The organism is Kitasatospora sp. RG8, assembly GCF_017813315.1.
GTDB lineage: Bacteria > Actinomycetota > Actinomycetes > Streptomycetales > Streptomycetaceae > Kitasatospora.
On the sequence record NZ_JAGIYX010000043.1, the window covers coordinates 20,089 to 36,713 of the forward strand.

At 72.5% G+C, this 16,625-nt stretch carries 13 protein-coding genes; 6 read left to right on the top strand and 7 right to left on the bottom strand.

The window, feature by feature from the left end:
- Positions 1 to 84: 84 nt before the first annotated feature.
- From J5Y04_RS37535 to J5Y04_RS37550, 4 genes are all read right to left on the bottom strand, one after another.
- Complete coding sequence (locus tag J5Y04_RS37535) at positions 85 to 1,905, bottom strand: glycoside hydrolase family 15 protein (RefSeq protein WP_209417020.1); 1,821 nt, start codon at positions 1,903 to 1,905, stop codon at positions 85 to 87.
- Positions 1,906 to 1,996: 91 nt separating this feature from the next.
- Positions 1,997 to 2,974 carry a DUF389 domain-containing protein gene (locus J5Y04_RS37540; protein WP_209417021.1) on the bottom strand — a complete coding sequence of 326 codons (978 nt, stop codon included), beginning with the start codon at positions 2,972 to 2,974 and terminating at the stop codon, positions 1,997 to 1,999.
- Positions 2,975 to 3,139: 165 nt separating this feature from the next.
- On the bottom strand, positions 3,140 to 4,516 hold the full coding sequence (gene zwf, locus J5Y04_RS37545) for a glucose-6-phosphate dehydrogenase (RefSeq protein ID WP_209417022.1): 1,377 nt from the start codon (positions 4,514 to 4,516) through the stop codon (positions 3,140 to 3,142).
- A gap of 64 nt (positions 4,517 to 4,580) precedes the next feature.
- Positions 4,581 to 6,161, bottom strand: a complete 1,581-nt coding sequence (locus J5Y04_RS37550; RefSeq protein WP_209417023.1) for a GMC oxidoreductase — start codon at positions 6,159 to 6,161, stop codon at positions 4,581 to 4,583.
- Positions 6,162 to 6,511: 350 nt separating this feature from the next.
- On the opposite strand from J5Y04_RS37550, the gene J5Y04_RS37555 reads away from it, so the two are divergent.
- The 3 genes from J5Y04_RS37555 to cydB all read left to right on the top strand — a co-directional run bounded on the left by J5Y04_RS37555 (position 6,512) and on the right by cydB (position 9,989).
- Entirely contained in the window at positions 6,512 to 7,465 is a 954-nt protein-coding gene (locus tag J5Y04_RS37555) for a 2-hydroxyacid dehydrogenase (RefSeq protein ID WP_209417024.1), read from the top strand.
- Between the two features lie 119 nt (positions 7,466 to 7,584).
- Positions 7,585 to 8,967, top strand: a complete 1,383-nt coding sequence (locus tag J5Y04_RS37560; RefSeq protein WP_209417025.1) for a cytochrome ubiquinol oxidase subunit I — start codon at positions 7,585 to 7,587, stop codon at positions 8,965 to 8,967.
- 8 nt (positions 8,968 to 8,975) lie between these two features.
- Positions 8,976 to 9,989, top strand: a complete 1,014-nt coding sequence (gene cydB, locus J5Y04_RS37565; RefSeq protein WP_209417026.1) for a cytochrome d ubiquinol oxidase subunit II — start codon at positions 8,976 to 8,978, stop codon at positions 9,987 to 9,989.
- Between the two features lie 4 nt (positions 9,990 to 9,993).
- Here the strand turns inward: cydB and J5Y04_RS37570 are convergent, their stop codons facing one another.
- Positions 9,994 to 10,941: a cyclase family protein gene (locus tag J5Y04_RS37570; RefSeq protein ID WP_209417027.1), complete on the bottom strand. Its 948-nt coding sequence runs from the start codon at positions 10,939 to 10,941 to the stop codon at positions 9,994 to 9,996.
- A gap of 357 nt (positions 10,942 to 11,298) precedes the next feature.
- Between J5Y04_RS37570 and J5Y04_RS37575 the strand changes: the two genes are divergently transcribed.
- Entirely contained in the window at positions 11,299 to 11,733 is a 435-nt protein-coding gene (locus tag J5Y04_RS37575) for a hypothetical protein (RefSeq protein ID WP_209417028.1), read from the top strand.
- A gap of 31 nt (positions 11,734 to 11,764) precedes the next feature.
- Here the strand turns inward: J5Y04_RS37575 and J5Y04_RS37580 are convergent, their stop codons facing one another.
- Complete coding sequence (locus J5Y04_RS37580) at positions 11,765 to 12,622, bottom strand: DMT family transporter (protein ID WP_374106201.1); 858 nt, start codon at positions 12,620 to 12,622, stop codon at positions 11,765 to 11,767.
- A 244-nt stretch (positions 12,623 to 12,866) separates the two neighbouring features.
- Here J5Y04_RS37580 and J5Y04_RS37585 point away from each other — a divergent pair, with 244 nt between their 5' ends.
- Complete coding sequence (locus tag J5Y04_RS37585; protein ID WP_209417029.1) at positions 12,867 to 13,730, top strand: LysR family transcriptional regulator; 864 nt, start codon at positions 12,867 to 12,869, stop codon at positions 13,728 to 13,730.
- 44 nt (positions 13,731 to 13,774) lie between these two features.
- Here the strand turns inward: J5Y04_RS37585 and J5Y04_RS37590 are convergent, their stop codons facing one another.
- A complete protein-coding gene (locus J5Y04_RS37590; RefSeq protein ID WP_209417030.1) occupies positions 13,775 to 15,148 on the bottom strand; it encodes a helix-turn-helix transcriptional regulator in 1,374 nt (457 codons plus the stop codon).
- A 153-nt stretch (positions 15,149 to 15,301) separates the two neighbouring features.
- On the opposite strand from J5Y04_RS37590, the gene J5Y04_RS37595 reads away from it, so the two are divergent.
- A complete protein-coding gene (locus J5Y04_RS37595; RefSeq protein ID WP_307853509.1) occupies positions 15,302 to 16,618 on the top strand; it encodes a M64 family metallopeptidase in 1,317 nt (438 codons plus the stop codon).
- Positions 16,619 to 16,625 lie beyond the last annotated feature (7 nt).

Genomic DNA, 16,625 nt, shown 5'->3' on the forward strand with positions numbered 1-16,625 from the left:
GGGGGTCGGCCGGGCCACCCGGCCCCGTGCCGAGCCGGTACCACGGCGTCGGCCCGGCCCTCCGGGTCCGGTGCGCTGCGACTGTCAGCGGTTCCGGGCCTTGTCCAGCGCCTCGTCCAGCGTGGTGGCCGCCATGATCAGTGCCAGGTGGGTGAACGCCTGGGGGAAGTTGCCCAGTTGCTCGCCGCTCGGGCCGATCTCCTCGGCGAACAGTCCGACGTGGTTGGCGTAGGTGTGCATCTTCTCGAAGGCGTACCGCGCCTGGCGGACCCGGCCCGCCCGGGCAAGCGCGTCGACGTACAGGAAGCTGCAGAGACTGAACGTGCCCTCGGATCCGCGCAGTCCGTCCGGGGAGGCCGCCGGGTCGTAGCGGTACACCAGGCTGTCCGAGACGAGGGTGCGGTCCATCGCGTCCAGCGTGGAGAGCCAACTGGCGCTCTGCGGCGCGAGGAAGCCGACGCGGGGCACGAGCAGCAGCGAGGCGTCCAGGACGTCCTCCTCGTAGTGCTGGACCAGGGCGTTGAGCTTGGTGCTCCAGCCGCGTTCCATCACCTGCTCGATGATCGCGTCGCGGGCCTTGCGCCAGCGGTCGATGTCGGCGGGGCGGCTGAACTCGTGCGCGAGCTTCAGGCCGCGGTCGAGGGCGGCCCAGCACATCACCCGGCTGTAGGAGAAGTCCTTGCGCCCGCCGCGGGTCTCCCAGATGCCCTCGTCCGGGCGGTCCCACGAGTCCGCGAGCCAGTCCATCGCCGAGGAGAGGACCTTCCAGCCGTGGTAGTCCGTCCGGCTGCCCACCTCGCGGATCTCGGACAGGGCGTACAGCGCCTCGCCGTAGATGTCCAGCTGCAACTGGTCCATCGCGGCGTTCCCGGCCCGGACCGGCGCGGAGCCGCGGTAGCCCTCGAAGTGGCCGAGGATCTCCTCGGGGATGTCCGGGTCGCCGTCCACCCGGTACATGATCTGCAACCGCTCGCCGGGCAGGTCCGCGCGTTCGTGCAGCCGGGTGCCCAGCCACTTCACGAACCGGGTCGCCTCCTCGGTGAAGCCGAGGTCCAGGAGGGCGCGTACGGACAGGGAGCCGTCCCGGACCCAGGTGTAGCGGTAGTCCCAGTTGCGCTCGCCGCCTATCTGCTCGGGCAGCCCCATCGTGGCGGCGGCGATCGGCGCACCGGTCGGGTGGTAGGTGAGGAGCTTGAGGGTGATGGCGGACCGGTTGACCATGATGGGCCAGCGACCGCGGTACCGGGAGCCGCGCAGCCACTCCTGCCACCATTCGCCGATGGCGGTGATCCGGTCGGCCAGCTCGGCCGGGTGGAACGGGGCCGGCGGCTCGCCGTCCGGGTCGCACACCGTGAAGACGGCGGCCGCCTCCTGCCCGGCGTCGAGGGCGATCTCCCCGCGGACGTCCCGACCGTCCCGGGTCACGGGGAACGTGGACTGGAGGTACGCGACCTGCCCGGGTGCCCGGAAGACGGCGGCGCCGGACTCCAGCTGGAGCTCGTGGTCCGCCCGGCCGTAGTCGAACCGCGGCCGGCACTCCAGGACGACGCGCACGCTCCCCCGGACCGCCCGCACGACCCGGATCAGCGTGTGCCGGTCGGTCGGTGTGAGCGACGTGTCGGGTGCCATGCAGTCGACGACCTCGCCGACGCCGTCGGGTGACATGAAACGGGTGACCAGCACGGCCGTGTCGGGGTAGTAGATCTGCTTGCAGGTGGCGTCCGGATGCTCGGGGGAGAACCGGAAGTAGCCGCCGCGGTCGTGGTCGAGCAGGGCCGCGAAGATGCTCGGGGAGTCGAACCGGGGAGCCGCGAACCAGTCGACGACTCCCCCGGCCGACACCAGGGCGGCGGTCTGCAGATCTCCCACGAGGCCGTGGTCGGCGATGGGCGGGTAGCGGTCCATGGTGTCTCCGCTTGTTCTCGGCGTCCCCCGGCGGCTTGTCCCCGGGGCTTGTCCTCGGCGATGACCTGTCGGACGGAACCCCCGGACACCACTATCCCCCGCCGCGCCGGCTCCTGCCGCCCGGGGCGCCACCCCCGGTACGCCGGATCACCCGGCCCCAGGCCCGGCGCTGCGCCCGGAGGGCCAGTACTCCCACCACCACCAGGACGACCACGTTGAGCAGGAGTTGGAGCAGGGAACCCCATGCCTCGTGCCAGTCCGCGAAGGCCAGCGAGACGGCCACGTCCGAGGCGGCGGGAATCGTGGTCACGGAGATGAAGACGCCGAGCAGCGCGCTGCTCCGGGCTTCGGTGAGGGACACGATGCCGACGATTCCGGCGAGGACGGCGACCACCAGCGAGAAGGCGTTCGGGGTGTCGATCAGGTTCGACACCGGTCGCAGACCGGCCTGGAACGCCTTGGACTGCAGGTCGGCTCCCCGGGCCAGTGCGGCGAAAGCGAAACTGACCGCGATGGCCAGTGGAAAGCCGAGCATCAACGCTCGCACGCCCTGCCCCACCCGGCGCCGGTTACCCCGTTCCAGGCCCAGCGCGACGCTGGTGATGGCGCCGTACTCGGGGCCCACCACCATCGCCGCCACGATGAGGATCTGGGAGTTCGTCATGATGCCGACCGCGCCGATCAGGCCGGCGATCACCAGCAGCAGGTAGAAGGAGGGCTGGTAGGTGCCCCCGGCGCGGATGCCGGCCTCGACGGAGGCCCAGAACGGCGCGTGGGCCAGCAGAATCGGCTCGTCGGCTTCGAGCCGCTCGGCCCGGTGCGAGAACAGCAGCCCGACGTCCTCGATCGCGATCGCACCCTGTCGGTCGACTCCGAGGTCCCGCAGGTGGCGCAGCAGCTCGTTCGCGGGGCCCTTCACCACATCGCACTCGACGACGTCGCCGTCCGGCGCGCGGGCCGCGGATTCCAGCACCACCAGGTTGAGGACGTGACGGTCGGCGGTCAGCAGCGCGAGCGTCCGCTCGGTGAGCGCGGGCGGCGTCACCAGTCTCAGATGGACCAGATCCATCCACCCAGCTGAACATCCTTCCGGTGCGGGCGGCAGGAGCAGCGCGAGGGTCGTTGCGCCGTTCATCCGGTTGCCGCCGGGCCCGGGCCCAGGAACGGGCGCGGGCGCGGCGGCGCACCGGCCGGTGCGGCACGCGAGCGGTCGCCCGGCCGGTCGGCGGTGTGCTCAGCCGGCCGGGTCGTCCCAGGTGTCGCCGTTCGGCAGCAGGGCGTCCGCCTCCTTCGGGCCCCAGGTGCCCCTGGCGTACGGACGGACCGGAACGACGTCGTCCAGCACCGGGTCGACGATCCGCCAGGCGGACTCCACCGTGTCCTGCCGGGCGAAGAGCCAGCGGTCGCCGTCGAGCGCGGCGCCGATCAGCCTGTCGTAGGGACGCATGTCCGATCCCGGGACCTCGCTGAAGGCCAGCTCCTCGTGCTTGGCCTGCCAGCCGCCGCCCGGTGTCTTGCCCGCGAGGGTCAGCGCGACCGCGGTCTCGGGCCAGATGCGGAACCGCAGCCGGTTCGTCGCGGGCGCCGGGCGCAGGCCGAACACGTCGTGCGGGGCGCGGCGGAACCGGATACTGACCTCGGTGGCGGTCACCGGGAGGCACTTTCCGGCCCGGATGAGGATCGGTACGTCGGCCCAGCGCCAGGAGTCGGCGGCCAGCCGGATCGCCGCGTACGTCTCGACGGTGGACTTCGGGTCGACCCCGTCCACGTCCAGGTAGCCCTCGTACTGCCCGCGCACGATGTGGTCGGGGGTGAGCGGCCGCAGCGAGGAGACCACCTCGGCCTTGGCGTCCCGCCATGCCGACAGCCCCGGCCCGGAAGGCGGGTCGGCCAGTACGGTGGCCAGCACCTGGAGCATGTGGTTCTGGATCACGTCGCGGACGGCGCCGGTGCGGTCGTAGAAGCGCCCGCGGTCGGAGACGTCGAACGCCTCCGCCATGGTGATCTGCACGGACTCGACGTGGGTGCGGTTGAGCAGCGGCTCGATCACCGAGTTGGCGAACCGGGCGAACAGGACGTTCTCGACCGGGTCGAGGCCGAGCCAGTGGTCGACGCGGTAGATCGAGTCCTCGGGGAAGTGGCGGTGCATGGTGGCGTTGAGCGCGCGGGCGCTGTCGAGGTCGTTGCCGAAGGGCTTCTCGACCATGATCTTGGCGCCCTCGGCCCGGCCGGCCGCTGCGATGCCGTCGGCGATCCGGCCGAAGAGCGGTGGTGGCACCTCCAGGTAGAACAGCGCGCGACCCCCGCTGCCCATGGCCTCGGACATCGCCGTGTACGTGGCGTCCTCACCGAGGTCGCCGTCCACGTAGCGCAGCAGCCCGAGCAGCTTGACCGCTGCGGGGGACGCGGGGTCCATGCCGTTGAGGGTGAGCGAGGCCTCGGCGTAGGCGCGGAACTGCTCCAGGCCCCAGCCGGCCTTGGCCACGCCCACCACCGGGACGTCCAGGACTCCGCGTTCGACCAGCCCGACCAGCGCCGGGAAGGTCTCCAGCTTGGCCAGGTCGCCGGTTGCGCCGAAGATCACCAGCGCGTCCGTCTGTCGTGTCGTCATCTCGGGCTCTCCTGTGTGCGATCGCCGGATGCCTGCTGTGTGCGCCGGCTGCCTGCGCCCCGGCTCACCGCAGCCGGTCGGCCAGGTGGTCGCCGACGCGCAGGGCGTTGGCGATGGCCGTCAGCGACGGGTTCACCGCGCCGATGCTCGGGAAGAAGCTGGTGTCCACGACGTAGAGGTTGTCCAGGTCGTGGGCCTTGCAGTTGACGTCGAGGGCGGAGGAGGCGGGGTCGGTGCCGAACCGGACGGTGCCGGCCTGGTGGGCGGTGGCGCCGATCGGCATGCCCTTGTGCAGGTAGAGGCTGTGCGGCAGCAGATGGTGCTCGTGCAGACCCAGCTTTCCGAGCATGCCCTGGAGCTTGTGGCGCAGCCGCTTCAGCCCGCTGATGTTGTTCTTCTCGTCGAGGGTCAGGTGGACGTTGCCGTCGGCGTCCAGGGTCACCCGGTTGTCCGGGTTCGGCAGGTCCTCGCCGCACAGCCAGAAGTCGACCGCGTGGTGGGCGAGCACCTCGAACGGCATGTCGGGCGCCACCGCTCCGGCCCAGCGCGGTGCCTCGCCGTGGATCTGTTCGGCATCGGACTTGCCGAGCATCTGGATCCCGCCGAGGGGGAAGTCCCAGTCGTCCGCGCCCAGGTACCAGTCGTGCAGGGCCAGGGTCTTCTGGAAGGCGGTCGGGTTCGGTTCCTTCGACACCGCCATCAGGGCCAGGTTGTTGTGCCGCAGGTAGTGCCGGCCGACCACGCCGGAGCTGTTGGCCAGCCCCTCCGGGTGCCGGTCGCTCGCCGAGCGGAGCAGCAGCAGCGCCGAGTTGACCGCACCGCAGGCGATCACCACGACGTCCGCGGCGAATTCGGCCGTGCCGCCGTCACCGAGTTCGGTGACCACGGCCGTGACCGTCCGCCCGGTCGGGTCGGTCGTGAGCCGGCGCACGTTCGCGTGGGTGATCATCGTGACGTTGTCGTGCTTCAGCGCCGGGTCGACGCAGATCACCTCGGCGTCGGACTTGGCGCCGAGCAGGCAGGGGAACCCGTCCACCCGGTCGCAGCGGATGCAGGCGCTGCCGTGGACGGCCCGGCCGTGCTCGTCCTGCGTGAGGTTCACCCCGATCGGCAGGTGGAACGGGTGCAGGCCGTGCTTCTCCAGGTCGTCGCTGAGCTGCTGGATGCGCGGTTCGTGCTCGACCGGCGGGAACGGGTACGGGCCGCTCGCCGGGCCCTCGGTCGGGTCCTCGCCGTGCCGGCCGTGCACCAGGTAGAGCTGTTCCGCCCGGGTGTAGTACGGCTCCATGTCCTGGTAGTCGATCGGCCAGGCCGGGGAAATGCCGTCGTGATGGCGGAGCTCGCCGAAGTCCTCGGGGCGCAGCCGGAACAGCGCGGCGCCGTAGAACTTGGTGTTGCCGCCGACGTAGTAGTTGACCTCGGGCGGGAAGGCGTTGCCGTCCTTGTCGTACCAGTACTCGGGGGCGCGGTACTTGCCCTTGACGAACACCGCGGTGGAGTCCCAGTTGTCGCGCTCGCGGGGCAGGTAGTCGCCGCGTTCGAGCAGCAGGATGCGCTTGCCGGTCGGCGCCAGCCGGTGCGCCAGTGTGCCGCCGCCGGCGCCGGTGCCGATGATGATGACGTCGTAGTGCTGGTCGCCGACCACGGCGGAATCCGATCTGGAGTCGTTGCCTGCCCTGGCAGTGCCCGGCTCGTCCGGCCTTCGGGCACTCGGCTCGGGGTGGCGTCCTCGCGGCACGGCCACCGACGCGCAGGACAAGTCCTGTCACTTGCAAGCTATAACGGCTCAGGCCGGGCGGCACCTCAGCGGGCGGGAGGCGGCCGTCCGAGCGGCTCGCAGCACTGCGGCCGTGGTCGCGGCCGTGCCGGCGGAGGCGTCCACCACGGGTCGTTCCCTAGGCTGGTCATGAGGTCGCCGGACTCCGTTGCGGCACGGTTGCCGGGCGCCGGCGCACCTCCACCATCGCTCGGGGCACCCGAGAGGAGTCAGGTCCGATGAGCGCCGCGAAGCCGTCCGCCGGTCCCCGGCTGCTGCTGCCGTTCACCCCGGCGGAGCTGGGCGGGCTGCCGGAGGGCTGGTCCGCGGCCGTGTGGGACGGCACGGGCGAGGAGCCGGCCGGCCCCCGGCTCGCGGCCGTCGAGTTCTTCGTCATCCCGTACACGTTCACCCGCACGGCCCTGGACCTGCTGCCGCGGCTTCCCGGCCTGAGGGTGCTGCAGTCGCTCAGCATCGGTGTGGACGATCTGCTGCCGCATGTGCCGCCCGGAGTCACGCTCTGCAACGCCACGGGAGTGCACGAGGCGAGCACCGCCGAGCACGCGGTGACCCTGCTCCTCGCGGCGCTGCGCCGGATCCCCGATCTCGTGCGGGCACAGCAGGCGCAGCAGTGGGTGACCGGGTTCCGGCCCGCTCTGGCCGACCGCACCGTGCTCCTGCTCGGCTACGGCGCGATCGGTGCGGCCGTCGAAGCACGGATCGCGCCGTTCGAATGCCGGGTGCTCCGGGTGGCGCGCACGGAGCGGCAGTCACCGCGGGGGCCCGTGCAGCCCCTGGGGCGCCTGCCCCTCCTGCTGCCGCAGGCCGATGCGGTGGTGCTGACCCTGCCGCTCACCGCGGAGACCCGGGGCCTGGTCGACGCGGCGGTCCTCGCCCGGCTGAAGGACGGCGCGCTGGTGGTGAACGTCGGCCGGGGCGCGGTGGTGGACACCGACGCGCTCCTGGCGGAGCTGCGAAGCGGGCGGCTGGCCGCGGCGCTCGATGTCACCGACCCCGAGCCGCTACCGCCCGGACATCCGCTGTGGACGGCGCCGAACACCCTGATCAGTCCCCACGCCGCGGCCACCACCTCGGCCTTCCGGCCCCGTGCCCTGGCCCTGGTCCGCGCGCAGGTGTCGCGGTACGCGGCGGGCGATCCGCCGGCCAACGTGATCGTGACGGGTGCAGGCTGACGGCCTCTCCGTTGCTCCGATCGGCCGCCGCCCGCCGGGGCTAACCCCGGCGGCGCCGCCCCGCCGGCGGCGCGGGTGCGTGGTTGACTGATGCCCAAGCGCCCTGCGATGGGAACCACATGAGTCAACTCGACCTGGCCAGACTGCAGTTCGCCATGACCTCGGTCTACCACTTCCTGTTCGTTCCGGTCACCATCGGCCTGGGATTCCTGACCGCCCTGCTGCAGACCGGCTGGCACCGGACCGGCAGGGCCGAACTCCTGCAACTCACAAGGTTCTTCGGTGTCCTACTGGTGATCAACATCGCCGTGGGCGTGGTGACCGGCCTGGTGCAGGAGTTTCAGTTCGGGATGGACTGGTCGGAGTACTCGCGCACGGTGGGCGACGTCTTCGGTGCGCCGCTGGCGATGGAGGGCCTGGCCGCCTTCTTCCTGGAGTCGACCTTCCTCGGGCTGTGGCTGTTCGGCTGGGACCGCCTGCCGCCGCGCGTGCACCTGGCGACGATCTGGGCGGTGGCCCTGGGCGGCGTCCTGTCCGCGGCGTTCATCATGGCGGCCAACTCCTGGATGCAGCACCCGGTCGGCTACACCATCGATCCGTCCACCGGACGGCCCCAACTCAACGACGTCTGGGCGCTGTTCACCAACCCGGTGTTCCTGCGCGGGTACCTGCACGTGATCCTCGCCTCGGTGGTCACCGGAGCGTGCGTGATGCTGGCGGTGTCGGCGTGGCAGCTGCGCAAGGGCTCGTCCCCGCTCGCCTTCCACGCCACTGCCAGGCTGGCCCTGGTGGTGCTGGTCCCGGTGATCCTGGTCGCGATGCTGGTCGGCAGCGAACTCGGCGTCACCGAGGGCAAGTACCAGCCGATGAAGATCGCCGGCGCCGAGGCCCAGTGGGACACCTGCCAGCCCTGCTCCTTCTCGCTGTTCCAGATCGGCGGCGGGAAGAACGACATGACGCCGACCCGGATCATCGCCGTCCCGCATCTGCTGTCCCTGCTGGCCACCAACCACTGGAACGGCCAGGTGCTGGGACTCAACGCCGTCCAGGCCCAGTACGAGCAGCAGTACGGGCCCGGCAACTACGTCCCGAACATCTTCATCCAGTACTGGTCGATGCGGGTGATGGCCTACCTCGCCGTCGTGGTGTTGCTGGTCGGGCTCTGGGGCCTGTGGCTGCTGTGGCGCAAGCGGCTCAGCGGCTCGCAGTGGTTCCAGCGGGTGGCGGTCTGGACCGCGGTGCTGCCGTTCCTGATGAACACCGCCGGCTGGCTCCTCACCGAGAACGGCCGTCAGCCGTGGATCGTCCAGGGCATCCAGCTCACCCGCAACGGTGTCTCCCCGTCGGTGAGCACCGGCGAGGTCGCCACCAGCATCCTGGTGTTCTTCCTGCTCTACGCGGTGCTCGCGGTGGTCGAGGTCGTACTGATCACCCGGTACGCCCGCAAGGAACTGTCCCCGCCACCGGCCGAGGACGCCCCGGTCCCGGCCCTGAGCTACTGAGGCCCCCGATGGCGCTCGCCACGTTCTGGTTCATCGTCACCGCCGTCCTGTGGACCGGCTTCTTCGTACTGGAGGGCTTCGACCTCGGCGTCGGCATGCTGCACACCGTCGTCGGCCGCGACGAGGCCGGCCGGCGGGCGGCGATCAACACCATCGGCCCGCTCTGGGACGGCAACGAGGTGTGGCTGATCGTCGCCGCCGCGGCGATGTTCGCCGCGTTCCCCGACTGGTACGCCACCATGTTCTCCGGGCTCTACCTTGCGTTGATCCTGCTGCTGGCCGGGCTCATCGTGCGGGGCGTCTCGTTCGAGTTCCGCGGCAAGGCCGGCGGTGTGCGCTGGCGCCGCACCTGGGACACCCTGCTCACCTGTGGCAGCGTGCTGGTGCCGCTGCTGATCGGAATCGCGCTCGGCGACCTGCTGCACGGCCTGCCGATCGACCAGAACCGGGAGTTCACCGGCTCCTTCGGAGACCTCTTCTCCGGGTACTCGGTGTTCGCCGGAGTCACCCTCGTACTGCTCTGCCTGCTGCACGGCGCGACGTTCATCGCCCTCAAGACGACCGGCACGGTGCAGGGCCGGGCCAAGCTGCTGGCCCGCCGGATCGCACCGCTGACCGTCCTCGCCGTGCTGGCCTTCCTGCCGTGGACCCACTCCACCGCGGGCAAGGGCGTGCTCCCGGACATCCTCGACCTCGTCGCCATGCTCGCGGTCCTCGCCGCCGCCTGGCTAGTCACCGGCCACCACGACGGCTGGGCGTTCGTGGCCACGGCCGTCACGATCGCGACCACCATCCTGTCGCTGTTCGTCGACCTCTACCCCAGGCTGATGGTGTCCAGCACCAACCCCGCCTTCGACCTGACCGTGCAGAACAGCGCCTCCGGCAACTACGCGCTGAAGGTGATGAGCGTCGTCGCGATCGTCTTCCTGCCGCTGGTGCTCGTCTACCAGGGCTGGACCTACCACGTCTTCCGGCTGCGCATCTCCGCCGAGGACTTCGGCCCGTCCCGCACCTCGGAGTGACGGGTCAGAGCACCGCGATCGGATTCACCGGCGAGCCGGTGGCCCGTGGCAGCCGCAGCGGAGCCACCACGCACAGGAACGACCAGCGCCCCTCCTGCTCGCACACCGGCGCCAGATCCTCGAACTGCAGGTAGTCCAGCAGGTGCACCCCCATCGCGTGCACCGCGAGCACGTGGACGGGGAAGTCCACGCCCTCGGTGGCGCTCGGTGCGGCATCGTTGTTGCCGTCGCCGCCGAGCACCGCGACGCGGCGCTCGGCCAGGAACTCCATCGCCCCGGGGTGCAGCCCGGCCCGGGCCGTCGCGGACTCCCAGGGGCCGAGCTCCGTCCGCCGGCGCCGGTGACCCACCCGGACGAACAGCAGATCCCCCTCCCCCACCCGCACGCCCTGGGCGGCCTCGGCCTCGGCCAGCTCCGCGGCACTCACCTGCTCGCCCGGCTCCAGCCAGGACACGCCGCGGAGCCGGGGAATGTCCAGCAGTACGCCCCGGCCGACGATGCCGTCCCGGGCCAGCGCGACGGACAGGGCCTCGGCGCCCTGCGGCGTCACGCTGGACGCGTCCGTGCCCCCGTACAGGGTGCCGTCGTAGATCACGTGGCAGAGCGCGTCGAGATGGCTGTCCGCGTCGCCGTGGACGTTCATGTCGAAGTGGTCCCGGGCGAACTGCAGGCCACCCGGTTCGATGGCGCCGGCGACCGCTCCGGTCATGCGGTGGCCGGCGGGCTCCGGGTTGTCCGGTCCGGTGTGCGTCTCCACCGGCGCCGCCAGACTCACCCGGAGCCCCGACCGGACCTCGCGCGCCGCGGCGACCACCCGTTCCGGTGTCAAGGTCTCCAGCGCGCCGCGGCCGCCCGCCCCGCCCGTCCCGCCCGTGGCGATGCGACGCACCCGCTCGTACAGCTCCCGGAACTCGGCCGCGCCGAGCCGCAACGCCTCCGGCCGGTCGGCCATCTCACCGGCCCCCCGTCGTGCCGAGGGCACCGGCCCCGGAGCGTGCGGGCAGAGCCGACGCGAGGGGCCCGCACCGGGCGGTCGCGCAGCCGGAGTCGTCCGGCGGGTAGCGGTCCATCGTCAAATCTCCGTGTGGTCCGGGAGGCCCCCGGCGAACGCTATCCGCCTCCCGGCCCCCTCGCACCCGACCCGCTGCACGCCTCCCGGCGGATCCCCTCGCCCGAACGCCGCGGCCGCACCGGCGTCGCGCCCCGGCCGCACTCCGGTCGCGGTCCGGTCGCGCTCCGCCGCGGGCGACGGGACACCAACGGCTCACCAGTCGTTGCGGCGTCCCATCCGACTGCTTCTGATGGATGCATGGAGTCACAACCCCTGCCCTCGAACAGCAACGTCCCGCCGATGGAGCGCTCGCACTGGGTGGCGTACGCCGGGATCCTGCTGATGCTGAGCGGACTGTGCAACATCATCGACGGCTTCGTCGCGGTGCTGGACCACGGCTACTACGAGACGACCGCGAACCACGGCAACCGGCTGCTCATCTTCAACTACACCGCCTGGGGCTGGATGTTCGTCGTCCTGGGCATCGCCCAGATCCTGGCCAGCCTCGGCGTGTTCCTCGGCGTCCGGGCGGCGCGGATCACCGGCATCGTGCTCGCGTCACTCGCCGTGATCGGCCAGATGATCTTCCTGTCCACGTTCCCGTTCTGGTCACTGTTCATCATGGCCCTGTCCCTTCTCGTGATCTTCGGCCTGGCCGTCGAACCCCGCCACGTCCAGGGCATGCGGGTCTGACGCTGGTCACCGGGCCGGCGGCGCGCCCGGTTCAGCCCCGGCCCGTACGGACCGCGCCCGCGCTCGCCGTGACCACCAGCGCGATCGCGGCGCACTGCGGCAACGACATCCCCTGGTCCAGCACCAGGTAGCCGGCCAGCGCCGCAAGGGCCGGCGACAGGCTGGTCAGCACTGCGAAGGTGGCCGCCGGCAGCCGCCGCAGGGCGAGCAGCTCCAAGGTGTAGGGCACGCCCGAGCTCAGCACCGCGATCACCAGGCCCAGGCCCAGCACCCCCGGTTCGAGCAACCTCGCTCCGGACTCCGCCAGCCCGAGCGGCAGGCTGACCAGCGCGGCGACCGCCATCGCGAGCGCGAGGCCGTCCAGCCGCGGGAAGCGGGCGCCCGCCCGGGCGTTGAGCACGATGTACGCCGCCATCATCGCGCCGGCGCCCAGCGCGAAGGCCGGGCCCGCGACGTCGAGTTCGCCGAAGCCGCCGCGCCCCAGCAGGCAGACTCCGGCCAGCGCGAGACCTGCCCAGAGCAGGCTGGCGGCGCGGCGCGCGGCGGCGACCGAGAGCAGCAGCGGCCCGAGCACCTCGAAGGTGACCGCCGCCCCCAGCGGAATCCGGTCGATCGCCTGGTAGAAGAGGACGTTCATGCCGCCGAGTGCCAGCCCGAACCCACCGGCCACCGCCCAGTCGGCGCGCGAGTGGCCGCGCAGCCGGGGCCGCGCGACGACGAGCAGCAGCAACGCGGCGAACGTCACCCTCAGCGCGACCGCGCCGAGCGCCCCGGCCCGGGGGAAAAGCAGCGCGGCGAAGGCCGAGCCGGACTGGACGGAGACCGCTCCGGCCAGCATCAGGCCGACGCCGCCGAGCGTGCCGCGCCCCGCGGCGTGACGGCGGATCACCGGTGCAGCCGTCGGCGCGGCGGCGGGGCGCGGGGCGCGGGGCGCCGCGCAGGGCGGAGGCGGTGTCCGGAGCGGAGGCGGCGTTCGGCGGGCAGGTGGCGCTCAGAGTGGAGGTGGTGCTCCGTGCGGAGGTGGAGTTCTGCGGGGAGGTGGAGTTCTGCGGGGAGGAGGTCATGCACCTCACGCTAGGAATCCCGCCACTCCCTGGGAAATGCCGACTCCGCCAGGGTTATGCTCCTGAGGCATGACCATCGAGCTGCGCCACCTGCGCGCCTTCCTCACCATCGCCGAGGAAGGCAACGTCACCCGCGCCGCCGCCCGTCTCCACCTCGGCCAGCCCGCGCTCTCCCGCACCCTGCGCCGGCTTGAGGACCACCTCGGCACCCGCCTCTTCGACCGTTCCACCCACCACCTCGAACTGACCGCCGAGGGCCACACCTTCCGGGACAAGGCCCGCGCCGCCGTCGCCGCCGTCGAGACGGCCCTCGACCCCGGGGGCCTGCGGGGCTGGCCGCTGCGCCTGGGCCACACCTGGGCGGCGCTCGGCGTCCACACCGTCCCGCTGCTGCGCCGCTGGGACGAGACGCACCCCGGCACTCCGCTGGAGCTGCTCCGCGTCGACGACCGCACGGCCGGCCTCACCCAGGGCCGGGTCGACGCGGCGCTGCTGCGCGGCACCGTCACCTCGGCCGGGCTCCGCACGGAGCTGCTGCTGACGGAGGAACGGGTGGTGGTCATGCCGGCGGACAGCCCGCTGGCCGCGCTGCCCGCGCTCACCCTGGCGGACCTCGCCGCCCATCCGGTCGCCCTCAACACCGTCTCCGGCACCACCACGGCGGACCTGTGGCCGCCGACGGCCCGGCCCGTCGCCACCATCGAGGTCGCCAACACGGACGAGTGGCTCATCGCCATCGCCGCCGGACGCGCCGTGGGGGTCTCCACCTCGGCCACCCCCGGCAACCACACCCACCCCTCGCTGGTCTACCGCCCGCTCGCGGACGCACCGGCCGTCCCCGTCGTCCTCGCGTGGCGCGAGGGCCCGGGACACCCGGCCGTCCCGGACCTGCTGGCCCTCGCCCACCAGGTCCTCGCCGACGTGCGGACCTGAACCGAGGTCCCTGCGACGGGTGCGGCGGACGGTCCGGCGCGGGCCTACGGCTCCGGAACGAGCGGGGCGGGTGCCGGGATCGGCGGGCCGGCGGGCGCGGGGCCCAGTGTCGTGGTGCCCGGGGCCGCGCGGTGGCCGAGGCCGGTCCGGTAGACGTCCAGGGCCTGTTCGACGCGGCCGGTGCGGCGCAGCAGGTCGCCGAGGAGGCGGCAGAGGTCGGCGAGGTCGCCCGCCGCTCCGGCCCGTTCGAGCAGGGCGAGGGCGGTGACGTAGTGCTCCTCCGCGGTCTCCGGCTCGTCGCGGTCCTCGGCGATGAGTCCGAGCAGGCGGTGCGCCCCGGCGGCGTGGACGGCGCCGCGGTCCGGGCCGATCCGGTCGAGGAGGCTGCGGAGCAGCTCCCCGGCCTGTTCGTGCCGTCCGCGACGGCGCAGGACGTCGGCGAGTTCGACGTCCACCTGGTGGGTGAAGAGCTCCGCGTGCCGGGCGGCGAGCATGGCGCGGGCGGTGCGCAGTTCGTGTTCCGCCCCGGCGAGGTCGCCGGCCTGGGCGTGGACGTAGCCGCGCATCCAGTGGCACTTGGCGAGGTCGGAGGTGAGGCGCAGTCGCTGGTAGAGCTCCTGGGCCTTGGCGAGGGAGGCGTCGGCCTCGGCGGCCCGGCCGTCGGCGATCAGGGTGCGGGCCACGTTGCGGTGCAGCCCGGCGACCAGCGCGGGGTCGGTGGCGCCGGGGGCCAGGGCGAGGGCCAGTTCCGCGGCTTGGGCGGCCCGGCCGTGGGCGCCCATGTCCGTGTACGGCCCGATGGCGGCCGAGTACAGCAGGAGCAGCGCGTCGGGGTCGTGCAGGCCGCTGCGGTTGAGCTGGTCGATGGCCGTCTCCAGCAGGTAGCACGCGTAGCGCAGTTCGCCTGCGAGCAGGTGGGCGACGGCCCGGCCGCGGATGGCGGCGGCGCGGCGGGGCAGGGGTTCGCCGGCCAGGAGGCGCTCCGCCTCCTCGAAGTGCGACCGGGCGTCGTCGAGGTGCCCGGCCTCCAGTGCGCAGTCGCCGAGGCCGAGCAGCGCGGCCGGCCGGAGGGAGGCGATGTCGTGCCGGGCGGCACGGTCCAGGACGGCGGCGAACCGCCGGGCCGCCTCGGTGGTGTCGCCGTCCGCCAGCGTGCTCTGGGCCTCCGTCAGTGCGAGCTTCAGTTCGGGCAGCAGGTGGGCGGGCCGGCCGGTGGCGAGCTCGTCGAAGGTGACGCCGAGGCGTTCGGCGAGGTGCCGAAGGGCCGCCTCGGAGGGCTGGACCCGGCCGGACTCGACGGTGGAGACGTAGGCCGCGGTGTAGGCCGGCTCGGCGAGCGCACGCTGGGTCAGCCCCCGTTCGCGGCGCAGCCGTTGGACGCGCGGCCCGACTCCGTCCGGTTCGCTCCCCATGGTCATGGCCGCCCCCTTCGGTGGATGTCCGCTGATCCCGCCCGCCCCATTGTCGTGGACGCGGCGGTGTCCTAGATTAAATCATCGATTAAGTCTGATTAGCCGTCGACTTATGTCCCTCGTCCGCACTTTACGCCCCCACCACCCCGGAGGTCCCCCGTGCGTCCCGGCAGACTCACCGCCACCGCCCTCGCCAGTGTCATGAGCCTGGCAGCCCTCTGCTCCTGGTCCGTCCCCGCTACCGCCCTCACGACCGCGTCGGCACCGGCGCGCCCGGGCGCCGGCCACCAGGTGGAGGTGTTCGCCGAGGACGGCAGCATCAGCCGCGCCCAGGTGCCGGCCGCCTCCCCGTACACCGCCCCGCAGTCGCTGGCCGGGCCCGCCGAGGGCGACGGCACCGTCACCCCGGTCGTCCACGGCGGGGACACCGCCACCAAGCTGGACGTCGTGGTGATCGGCGACGGCTACACCGCCGCCGAACAGCAGAAGTTCCTCGCCGACGCCGCGGAGAAGTGGCGGGAGATCACCGCCGTCGAGCCCTATGCGACCTACCGCGCGCTCTTCAACGTCTGGGCCGTGCAGGCGGTCTCCGCCGAGTCGGGCGTCTCCGGCGACCCGGACCGCTCCACCGTCCGGCAGACCGCCCTCGGCTCCTACTTCTGGTGCGACGGCGTCGAGCGGCTGCTCTGCGTCGACACCGACGCCGTCGACCGCTACGCCGCCAAGGCCCCGCAGGCGGACCTCGTCCTCGTCGTCGCCAACAGTGCCAAGTACGGCGGCGCCGGCAACAACGACGTCGTCTCCCCGCTCGGCTACTCCGGCATCGCCACGGTCGCCGGCGGGAACGAACGCTCGGGACAGGTCGCCGTCCACGAGACCGGCCACTCCCTGGGGAAGCTGGCCGACGAGTACTCCTACGACGGCCAGGGCACCTACCAGGGCGAGGAACCCGCCGAGTCCAACATCACCACGCTGACCGCCGACCGGCTGCGCCGCGACCGCGCGAAGTGGTACCGGTGGCTCGGCCGGACCTCGCCCGACGGCGGTACGGTCGGCGCGTACGAGGGCGGCGGCTACTACCCCGCCGGCCTCTACCGGCCCACCGAGAACTCGATCATGCGGTCACTCGGCCGCGAGTTCAACCTGCCCGGCCGCGAAGCCATGATCGCCGGCTTCTACCGCTACGCCACCACCCTCACCAGCCCGACCCCCACCACCACCCTCCTCACCCCGGCCGACCGCCTCACCGTCGACCTCCCCGCCCCCGGCACCCGCCTGCGCTGGTACCTCGACGGCCGCGAGATCACGTCCCTGCGCGACCGCGCGGCGATCGCCGTCTCCGACCTCCACCTCACCGGCCCGAAGCGCCTGCGCCACCGCCTCACCGCCGTCGCCACCGACCCGACCACCGCCGTGGCCGACCCGGAACTGCGGCGCTCGCTCACCGACGCGCTCTCCTGGGACGTCACCCGCTGACGGCTTC

Bases quoted from the DNA above. Each gene is read 5' to 3' on its own strand.
- J5Y04_RS37535 (WP_209417020.1), bottom strand. From the start codon at position 1,905: ATGGACCGCTACCCGCCCATCGCCGACCACGGCCTCGTGGGAGATCTG.
- J5Y04_RS37540 (WP_209417021.1), bottom strand. From the start codon at position 2,974: ATGGATCTGGTCCATCTGAGACTGGTGACGCCGCCCGCGCTCACCGAG.
- zwf (WP_209417022.1), bottom strand. From the start codon at position 4,516: ATGACGACACGACAGACGGACGCGCTGGTGATCTTCGGCGCAACCGGC.
- J5Y04_RS37555 (WP_209417024.1), top strand. From the start codon at position 6,512: ATGAGCGCCGCGAAGCCGTCCGCCGGTCCCCGGCTGCTGCTGCCGTTC.
- J5Y04_RS37560 (WP_209417025.1), top strand. From the start codon at position 7,585: ATGAGTCAACTCGACCTGGCCAGACTGCAGTTCGCCATGACCTCGGTC.
- cydB (WP_209417026.1), top strand. From the start codon at position 8,976: ATGGCGCTCGCCACGTTCTGGTTCATCGTCACCGCCGTCCTGTGGACC.
- J5Y04_RS37570 (WP_209417027.1), bottom strand. From the start codon at position 10,941: ATGGCCGACCGGCCGGAGGCGTTGCGGCTCGGCGCGGCCGAGTTCCGG.
- J5Y04_RS37575 (WP_209417028.1), top strand. From the start codon at position 11,299: ATGGAGTCACAACCCCTGCCCTCGAACAGCAACGTCCCGCCGATGGAG.
- J5Y04_RS37585 (WP_209417029.1), top strand. From the start codon at position 12,867: ATGACCATCGAGCTGCGCCACCTGCGCGCCTTCCTCACCATCGCCGAG.
- J5Y04_RS37590 (WP_209417030.1), bottom strand. From the start codon at position 15,148: ATGACCATGGGGAGCGAACCGGACGGAGTCGGGCCGCGCGTCCAACGG.